At 46.6% G+C, this 9782-nt stretch carries 6 protein-coding genes; 1 reads left to right on the forward strand and 5 read right to left on the reverse strand.

Annotated features, from left to right (window positions below; genetic code table 11):
• The 5 genes from WBA89_RS22785 to WBA89_RS22805 all read right to left on the reverse strand — a co-directional run.
• The coding region (locus WBA89_RS22785) for a Uma2 family endonuclease (RefSeq protein WP_424409663.1) at positions 1-322 on the reverse strand (322 nt) is incomplete at its 3' end.
• A gap of 41 nt (positions 323-363) precedes the next feature.
• Positions 364-924, reverse strand: coding sequence for a Uma2 family endonuclease (locus WBA89_RS22790; RefSeq protein WP_424409665.1), 561 nt, complete (start codon positions 922-924; stop codon positions 364-366).
• Between the two features lie 170 nt (positions 925-1094).
• Positions 1095-3341: a Calx-beta domain-containing protein gene (locus WBA89_RS22795; RefSeq protein ID WP_424409666.1), complete on the reverse strand. Its 2247-nt coding sequence runs from the start codon at positions 3339-3341 to the stop codon at positions 1095-1097.
• Between the two features lie 845 nt (positions 3342-4186).
• Positions 4187-6184, reverse strand: a complete 1998-nt coding sequence (locus tag WBA89_RS22800; RefSeq protein ID WP_424409668.1) for a tetratricopeptide repeat protein — start codon at positions 6182-6184, stop codon at positions 4187-4189.
• Positions 6185-6789: 605 nt separating this feature from the next.
• Positions 6790-7662 carry a 6-carboxytetrahydropterin synthase gene (locus WBA89_RS22805; protein ID WP_424409669.1) on the reverse strand — a complete coding sequence of 291 codons (873 nt, stop codon included), beginning with the start codon at positions 7660-7662 and terminating at the stop codon, positions 6790-6792.
• Positions 7663-8068: 406 nt separating this feature from the next.
• Between WBA89_RS22805 and WBA89_RS22810 the strand changes: the two genes are divergently transcribed.
• Positions 8069-9565 carry a cyclic nucleotide-binding domain-containing protein gene (locus WBA89_RS22810; protein WP_424409670.1) on the forward strand — a complete coding sequence of 499 codons (1497 nt, stop codon included), beginning with the start codon at positions 8069-8071 and terminating at the stop codon, positions 9563-9565.
• The last annotated feature ends 217 nt before the right edge of the window (positions 9566-9782 follow it).

The raw sequence follows: 9782 nt of genomic DNA on the forward strand, positions 1-9782 counted from the left end.
GTAAAATATCCTCGCTATTTGGCAGCGATTCTTCATAAAAGTCGGCGCGGGGTTTCACTAAAGCAATATCAGGTTGCGGTTCTGAGTTATCATTAAGGCAAATAGGATTTTGCACTCTAAAAATAACTAGGGACTCTGGAATGTGGCTGAACATTCGTGCAAGGCGATCGACACGGGCGGCGTGGCGCCTACCAATTGCTGCCATTTGGATAATTTCTCCTTCTATAAGTTCCACTCGTTCGCGATCGCTAAAAACACCAGCCTCACTCATCAGGTGATATTCTTGGACTGTAAATAGCCGTCTTTGCATTTTAACAGACATAACTATTCTCCTTTTTTAGCAGTTAGTTTAAGCTTACTATTTTAACCCAAGATTAAATCAATACTCACTACAAACTCAGGAAACGCCAGCGGCGAAACTTGTTCTCCCCGCTCAAATTTTTGCATTGAAATGTAGCCATTTGCCGTCGGGTTGCGGTAAACTTCTAAACAATTAGCCTCTAAATCCCACAGCCATACTTCCCGAATGCCCGATCGCGCATAATTCGGTACTTTCACATCCCGGTCATAATTAACCGTGCTATCTGCTACCTCTACCAACAGCAAAATATCCTCGCTATTTGGCAGCGATTCTTCATAGAAATCAGCGCGACGTTGTACTAAAGCAATATCAGGTTGAGGCTCAGAGCGATCGCCAAGGCTAATCGGATTTTGCACCCGGATAATAGCACGTTTTCGCACCCGATCGCCAAAAAACTCTGCAAGGCGATCGACACGGGCGGCGTGGCGCCTACCAATTGCTGCCATTTGGATAATTTCTCCTTCTATAAGTTCGACTCGTTCATTTTCACCAAAAACACCAGCCTCACTCATCAAGTGATATTCTTGCACTGTAAATAGCCGTCTTTGAGTCTGAACAGACATAACTATTCTCCTTTTTCAACAGTTGCTCTAAGCTTACCACAAAAAAAAACCGCCCCAAACGGAGCGGAAAAAAGAGGAAAAATTTAGAAGACAAACTTTAAACAAAAAGGGTTTGACTGTACCCAAGAAACATATTAGTAGAGCAAAAATTGCTCGCCCTACTAACAGTCCTAAATCAGCAGAGTAATTGCAGTGGAAGCTGGAGCGCCGATCGATCCTGGGCCAAAACCTAAATTCACTACCCCAGCAGTCAAACCAGGAGCGTTATTAATCGTCAGATTGACGCTCGTTTGACCGGGATTAAAGTTCACCGTACCGCCAGAAGGATTCGGAGAATAGGGCCCGACAATGTTGAAGTCTACATTATTCACAGGTTGGCCGCCGCCGGGGGCAACAATCAAAAAGTCGATCGAAGCCGAAACCCCAGTATTGCCGCTGCGGTTAATCGTAAAAGTGCCAGCAGCGCCGTCAGAAACAGAACCCGGAGACGAACCGTAAGAGAAGAAAGTAGGAGGAACAGCAGTAGTATCAACGATCGACAAAACTGCCGCAGAAGGACTCGCCAAACTACCGCCGCTCAAGAACAAATTCACCGTCTCAGTAGACTCCGTGAGGTTATCAAATAAAGTTTGAACCGGAACTTGCGCGCTAGCTTGTCCGGGTGCAAAATTCACCGCTTGAACTACAGCCGTGTAATCAATTGCAGTACCCGTAGACAGAGCAGTGCCGTCGCCAGTGCTGAACGAAATCGTTGCTCCTTGTGTCAAGTCGCCGGTGCGATTGATCGTAATCGGAGCAGTGCTCCCCTCGTTGCCGCTGTAAGTAGCCGCACTGAACGAAAAAATACTAGGCCCAGTAGTTGCTGGAGTTGGAGTCGGTGCCGGAGTCGGAGTCGGAGTCGGAGTCGGAGTCGGGACAGGGGGCACATCCAGAATCGTCAAGATTGATGGATTGCTGCCCACATTACCGCCGCTGAGCACCAAATTCACCGTTTCCGGCGATTCCAGAATCATGTCGCTCAGAGCCGAAACCGTGAAACTAGCGCTATTTTGCCCCGCTGCAAAATTCAGCGAACCTGCCGCCACGGTGTAGTCAGGTGCTGTCCCGCTAGAAGTAGCCGAACCGTCAACCGTAGCGTAGTTAATTGTTGCCACACCAGTACCACCGGTGCGAGTAACTGTAACCGTCGCCTGGCCGCCTTCGTTGACGCTGTAACTCTGCTGGTCAAACTGGAAAATACTCGCAGGCGTTGGAGTTGTAATCGGAGTCGGAGTCGGAGCCGGGCCGATTCCACCATCAAAAATCGTCACCGTGGCTGGATTGAGACTGCCTACATTACCGTTGTTCAGAAATACATTCACCGTCTCTGCGCCTTCGCTAATGGCATCAGCCACAGTGGGGATAGTGAAAGTCGCGCTGGTTTGTCCACCCGCAAAATTCAGCGTACCAGTGGTAGGGCTATAGTCCGCAGGAGAAGAAGCTGAACCGTCAACTGTACCGAAATTAATGCTTTCAGGAGCTGATGTATTGCCCGTGCGAATCACTGTGACTGTAGCGGGACTGCCTTCGGGAGTAGAGTAATTATTTGCGCTAAAGCTGAAGACACTTGCAGGAGTCGGTGCAGGCGTCGGTGTCGGCGCAGGCGTCGGTGTCGGTGTCGGTGTCGGTGTCGGGAATCCAGCCGATTGGAACCAAGCTGGGTTCGCGCTCAGTTGGGCTGCTGTCAAACCTTGGATGTTGACTAAATACTCGCCGCTGCCGGTATCGCGAACGAGGGTATTGCCGATGCTGATGCCGTTGAAGCCGGTGCCGTCGATGAATTGCAAATCGCTAAATTGCAGGCCGCCGAACAGTTGGATGACATCGTTACCGGCGACTCGGAAGTCGGTAATCACGTCGGCATCGGCTACTCCGGGGCCGCCGGTGGTGGCTGTGGGCCTGCCGTCGCCGACTCGCCCGATCGCAAAAATGTCATTTCCACCACCGCCGCTCATCGTATCAGAACCGAGGTCGCCGTAGAGTACATCGTCGCCGAGGTCGCCTAGGATCAAGTCGTTGCCTTTGCCACCGAACATCGTGTCATTGTCTTTGCCGCCGAACATACTGTCGTTTCCGTCGTTGCCAAAAACGCTGTCATTGCCGATGTCGCCTCTAACTAAGTCGTTGCCTTTACCACCGTAAACTTGGTCGTCGTCTTTGCCGCCAAAAACGCTGTCGTTACCTTCATTGCCGTTAACAAAATCGTTGCCGGGGCCGCCGAAAAGTAGATCGTTTCCGTCTAGTGCATTGATTGCATCATTGCCGTCAAGGCCGCTGATGGTATCGTCGCTCAGTAAGTTTCCCAGGCTAATTACGCGACCGTCTGGTAAAAGACCCGGTATCACGTCTGGGCCGAGAGTTCCTGTTATATTTGCCATTTTTTTTAACTCCACAGGTTAATTTTTTTTTGCTTTTGGTAGAAGCACCTGTAGAGATTCTTCAGGGTCAGATTGCGGTTGTTAAATTAACTGATTTGCAGGAAAAAACCGGACATTTATGTCAAAATTTAGTCTGCTGTTTGTCCCTATACGGTAATTTCTCCGTACATTTTAGGCTGCTGCGATTTCTGGCAACTGTATTCCGCTTCGATGTCCTGTTAATAATGAAGAAGGAGAATGTTCGATGAATGTTCCCGAAGTTTGCAAAATATTTGCATCAAAACTAATACTTGTTTGCTGCACAAATTCTGGCTGTTGTGGATTGCGATAAGTGCCAAGAGCTAACCTATATGTTTCTATTGATTCAACCGATTTCAGGACGATTTTTTAAAATTTATAGCAATCCTAAATTAATAGAAATAACTGGTTCATTTGGAAGAGCCGGGGAAATTATGTAAGACCATTTATCTAAAATCATGCAATAGTCTTTGACCCCCCCTAGCCCCCCCTTAGCAAGGGGGGGGACAAGAATACTGTTGTATTATTTTTTGAAATTGGTATAAGATCGAGTGCGATCGCTTATAGCAATCCTCGCATCATTTTCAATAACTGGTTAATAGCCTAGGAATCGATGTCACTCTTGAAGAGCCTAGCCTGCGAAAAGGGAGGCAGAGCCTCGCCTATCTGCGTTACCAGGCTCTGCCTGGTAACGAGTAGTTGTTCCGTAGAATTTAGGTGTATCAATAGTTTTGAGTATTGGTAGAAATATCCGAATAATTTATCGGATTGTGGCTAGTTTTGATTGTTTTTTCGCTCGTAACAAATCCTTCTCAATCCTGCTTGAATTATGAGGCAATTGCGCCTCGATCGCGCCAAGCTTCGGCATTTTCGGGCTTGATGGCGATCGCGCGATCGTAAGCTGCCATTGCTTCCTCGTAGCGCTTTAATTCTGATAAAGCTGTACCCATTTGGTGCCAAGCATCGTAGGATTCTGGCTTAATCGCGATCGCCTTTTGGTAAGCTGCGACTGCTTCTTCTGGGCGCTGCAATTTTGTTAAGGCTTCGGCTTTGCCAAACCAAGCTTCGTAACACTCGGAATTCAGCTTAATTGCTGATTCGTAAGATGCAATTGCTGCTTCGTATTGCGAGAGTTTCTCGAAAACTGTACCTCGGTTGTGCCACGCTTCAAAATCCTGGGGTTTAATCGCAATTGCTTTGTCGTAGGATGCGATCGCCTCTTGATAGCGCTGCATTTTTCCGAGCACTGCGCCTTTATTGTACCAAACTTCGTATTTGTCAGCTCGGATGGCCAAAGCCCGATCGTAAGAATCAACAGCATCGATGTAGCGGAGCAATCTCCACAGCACATTGCCTCGATTGTACCAAGTTTCGTATCTGTTGGGATTGAGGGCAAGAGCGCGATCGTAAGATTCGACTGCTGCAGCGTTTTGCTGTATTTTACCCAGCATTGCGCCTCGATTGTGCCAGATTTCGCTGTCGGTTGTTTTGATGGCGAGGGCGCGATCGTAACTGGCGATCGCTTCTTCGTAATGCTGCAATTTGCCCAACAAAGCTGCTATGCTGTGCCAGCAGGCGTATTTGTGGGACTCGCTGGCACTTGCTCGCTCGTAACAGGCGATCGCCTCTTGGTACTTCTGCAATTTTGCCAGCAAGTTCGCTTTATTATACCACGCTTCGTAATTATCCGGTTTCATCGATATTGCTTGGTCGTAGCAGGCGATCGCTTCTTCATAGCGCTGCAATTTTATTAACACATTTCCGCGCCAATACCAAGCCTCATCCACATTATTATTCATTAAAATAGCTTTTTCAAAGCAGACTGCTGCCTCATCATAATTGCCTTGAAAATAAAGCCCTTCACCTTGCTTGATGTAATCATCAGCAATCATATTTGCGTTGCTAGCAGGTGCTGTTTCCGAATTTTGCGAATTGTTTAACTGCGGTTGAGGTGCGAGTTTGACAGCTTCTTTGGCAACAACAGCAGGAAGTTGGGATATTTCTTGAACAATTTCAGATTTTTTCTCGTAAACTTCTGTTAACAAAACTTGCAGGTGCATGAGAAATTGAGATTTGAGAGTCTCAATTTGCTCGACGGAAGATTTGGAAAGTTCAGTTTCTCTACTTAAAAAATCAATGGATTGTTTGGCTGCACTCAGTTGCGATTCTAATTCATCTCTCAACTTTTGAGTCAGTTGACTAGAATTGATTAGCTCTGATTCTAATATACCAATGCCCTGCAATCTTTGATTGGCATCAGCAACCAACTGTTTGACTACCAGCCGCCGGAACATCCAAAAAAAGGCAAGTGTCACCGGTGGAAAGATAGTACCAAGAATCAGCAAAATATTCAGCAGAGCTATGGTATTATTAAAACCATATCCAGATTCAACATTACTGTCAGTACGGAGCGAGAGAAAAGCGAAAGCGTCGCGAACTTGGGGACTGCTTTCAACTCCGGTTTCAATTAATTTAGCCAGCCAGGTTTCTTGTAAAGATTGTGTTAATTCATCGCCGGATTCAGCAGCAGTATTCGCCTTGGTTTTTACTGCTGGAGATAACTCCGGCCCGGCGGCGGCTACTAGCAAACCTGCTGGGGATTTTACCGCAATTCGCGGGGAAAATTGTTCGTGGGCGATCGTCTCCGGCGCGCTCATTGACTCCGCCGGACGGGAGGCGATATTATTTATGGCATCAACAAATTTGCTGGCCTGCGGTGTCCCTCCAGAGGGGGGAGGTGCAGCAGGAGCGGCGCTAGTATTAGCAGTTACATTCTGGGATGCGAGGGCGGCCAGAGTCAAGAGAGCTACATTTGAGACTCGCATAAACGTCAACTCACCTAGGAGAAATTAGTGCTTGTTTGTCAGCGATCGACCTCATACTCTCAGCATTTACAATAACTGAGATGAGGAATGCTGGCGATGATGCTACTATCTCCAAAATACGGGCTGTGTCTGACTTGTCAGGAAAAGTGCCAATAATGGTAGCTCTATAACTTCGGTGAAAGAATTTATTCTAGTACCCGATCCGGCTGAAATCGCCCTCGGAATCATCATCAGCCTTTGATGCGCCCCTTCCCAAAATCTTAACTTCCCAACCAAAATATCCATAAACTTGTCCCGCCCCAAGCAATTTCGATCGCCCGAATTGTCGGTAAGGAATGAAAATTTAATAACTCAAGCGATTGCTCGTTACCAGGCTCTGCCTGGTAATGCAGATCCAGAGGCTCTGCTTCCTTACATATCTACCCCCCCCAACCCCCCCTTATTAAGGGGGGGAGTCAAACTTTCGGTAGTAGCATAACTTTATGAAATTGGTATTAATTGCCAAAAATGCGATCGTCCAATTTAATCGTTGGGGCGGCTTCACCAATCTGCACAATTAGCTGCAAATCCGGGTGAAGCCGCCCCAAAAAAACCGATTTTTAACTCTAAACCCCAGCTAAAACGGCTGACGGCTGCTGATGTTCCACCGCCACTTCCTCTAAATCTGCACCGTAAATTTCGCAGCTATTATTCGGACTTTCAATCAGCTTGATCTTGTGCAACTCTGCGCCCAATTCCCTCACGGGCGATCGCAACAATTGCCCGATCCGAACCGCAATATTTTCCGCCGTCGGCACAACCTTCTCAAAATAAGCAATATCCTTATTTAAAAAAGTATGATCGAACGGTTCCACAACATAATCGTCAATAGCTTTTTGCAAAGCTCCCAAATCAGCAATCATGCCAGTGCGCGGATCAATTTCCCCTTTCACAGTCACTTCTAAATGATAGTTGTGACCGTGACCGTTAGGACGAGCACATTTGCCATAAATTTCCGAGTTTTCTTCAAAGCTCAAATCGGGACGAGCCAACCGATGGGCCGCGCTAAAATGAGTTGACAGAGTTAGATAAGCTTCCATTCCGTTTCCTAAATATTCAGCCCAAAGTTCCGGGTGTTCAAACAGTTGAATTTTGCTCACAGGCAAATGAGGAGCTAGCCGCAACCAAATTTGCCGTGCTATGTTTTCGGTAGTTGGCAGAGTCTGCTCAAATTCCGGCCACGCTTCGTTAAGGTAGGAAAAATCGAGATCCTTGGTAACTTCCCGCTTGATGACGTGTTTGACATCAGACAGGTTGAGCACCATGCCGTACTCGTCGAGTTTTCCTATCATGGAAACGTAAAGAACGTAATTGTGTCCGTGTCCCGGTGCGCGGGCTGTTGGGCCAAACCGCTCAAAGTTCTCGGCTTCGCTCAACTCCGGTAGCCAGTAACGGTGACTCGCCGAAAACTGTGCCCGACGATTGATGATGCACTGCATAAAAGTCAATTAGGATAAGCTTGTTAAGTTCTGTAAAGAACTGACTTCTTAAGGATAAACTAATTTTTGCTGGAATTTTTCGATTACTTGAGGGTGCTTTACTTGAATTTATACCAATTTTCGAGATATTGCCAACCAGTCGCCGCGAGAGCCGCAGGGCAGATTTTGCCCCACAACACAAATATCCGGCAGAAAATACCGCTACAAAACTGTTTCTGCTCATCCGTTGCTAGCGGATGTTACCAGTTTCTGAGAAAGTGCGGTTCATCAACAAGGATAGCTGCGCCGCGCGTACTTTTTGCAACACTGGACACTCCACAGTTCGAGTTTTTCGCCTAAGCTCTGCAATAGTTAGCAGTTTGCTGTTGAGTTGCGACCCAAATCAATCACGAATTATGAAATATTAATGAATTGGATTACTGTACGAGCCGATCGCTTTTTTCAACATTTATCCGCTGCGATGGGTACCCCGCTATTTTATATCGGCGACACTCATCTGTCCGTTAGTGCGATCGTCAAACTAATAATCTTAGCTATATTTGCCTTCATTGTAGCTCGGATTTTCAGCGAAGGAATCAAGCGCAGCCTGCTAGTTAGGATGGGATTGGACCGCGGCAGCCGAGAAGCAATTGCCACCATCATTAGCTATATTTTAGCAACTCTCGGCTGTATTTTCGTCCTGCAAGGTGCCGGCATCAACCTCACTTCTCTCACCGTCTTAGCTGGCGTAGTCGGCATTGGTTTCGGCTTCGGGTTGCAAAATCTTGCCAGCAACTTTATCAGCGGTCTCACCCTGTTATTCGAGCAGCAAATTAGAGTCGGAGACTTTATTGAGATCGACCATTTATTAGGAACAGTAGAAAATATTTCCATCCGCTCCACAATTATCAAGACAATCGACGGACTATTTGTAATTATACCAAACATCAAGTTTGTCGAAACTAACATTATTAACTGGAGTTACAGAGACCCCAGATGCCGCCTTCGCATTCCCGTTGGCGTTGCTTACGGCTCCGATCCAGTATTAGTTACCGAAGCGCTATTAGTTGCGGCGCGGATGGCATCGAATGTTTTGTCCCATCCTTCTCCTAAAGTATGGTTTAGAGGTTTTGGAGACAATGCTTTAAATTTTGAACTTTTAGTTTGGATTGACCAGCCACAGGAAAGCGATGCTATTAAAAGTGCAATTAATTTTTCGATAGATTACGAATTGCGCCACCGACATATCGAAATCCCCTTTCCCCAGCACGATTTGTGGCTGCGAAATCCGCAAGAGTTAACTAAAGTTTTTCACCAGAACAAAGACGATAATTCCAACGGATCGATTTTTCCCCAGACCAGTAAATATTCAACCGAACTCAAATCTAACTCCACGATTTCCGAACAGAAAATCCCAGCTAAAGCACCCAATAATTGGACGCTGCGAGATTTGTTGCGGCGAGTCACTTATTTTGAACAGTGTACGGATTTAGAACTGCGACAGTTAATTGAATACGGCTACCGACAACTGTTTCCAGCGGGACAGATTGTCTGTAAAGAAAATGCCCCTGGCGATTCTTTTTATATTATTCTTTCCGGATCTGTAGAAGTTCTTTCTCAGAAAACCGATCAGTATATTGCGACGCTTCACGAGGGCGAGTTTTTTGGGGAAATATCTTTGCTGTTGGGAACTCCAAGAACGGCGACTGTTAAAACTGGCGAAGATTCAATTTTGTTTGTGGTGGAACGCCACGACTTGCAAAAACTTTTAGTTGAACAGCCAAATTTAGCGGATCAGATTGCTCAAAAATTGTCGGAACGCCAGCAAGCTTTGAGAGATTTGGGATTGTTATATGGCGACTCTTTGGAACAAACTCCTTTTATTAAAATTAGGAAGCGAATTCAAGTTCTTTTTGGGATTTAGTAGTCATTAGTTAGTAGTCAGTAGTCAGTTGTCAGTTGTCAGTTGTCAGTTGTCAGTTGTCAGTTGTCAGTTGTCAGTAGTCAGTAGGGGCGGTGCCCCCGTGCCCGCCCTCTTAGTAGTCATTAGTCATTAGTCATTGGGAATTGGTCATTGGGCAATTCTCCCCCTCTCCCATTCTCCCCCTCTCCCCCTCTCCCCCTCTCCCCCTCTCCCATTC

It is taken from the genome of Microcoleus sp., from assembly GCF_049646505.1.
Classification (GTDB): Bacteria; Cyanobacteriota; Cyanobacteriia; order Cyanobacteriales; family Microcoleaceae; genus Microcoleus.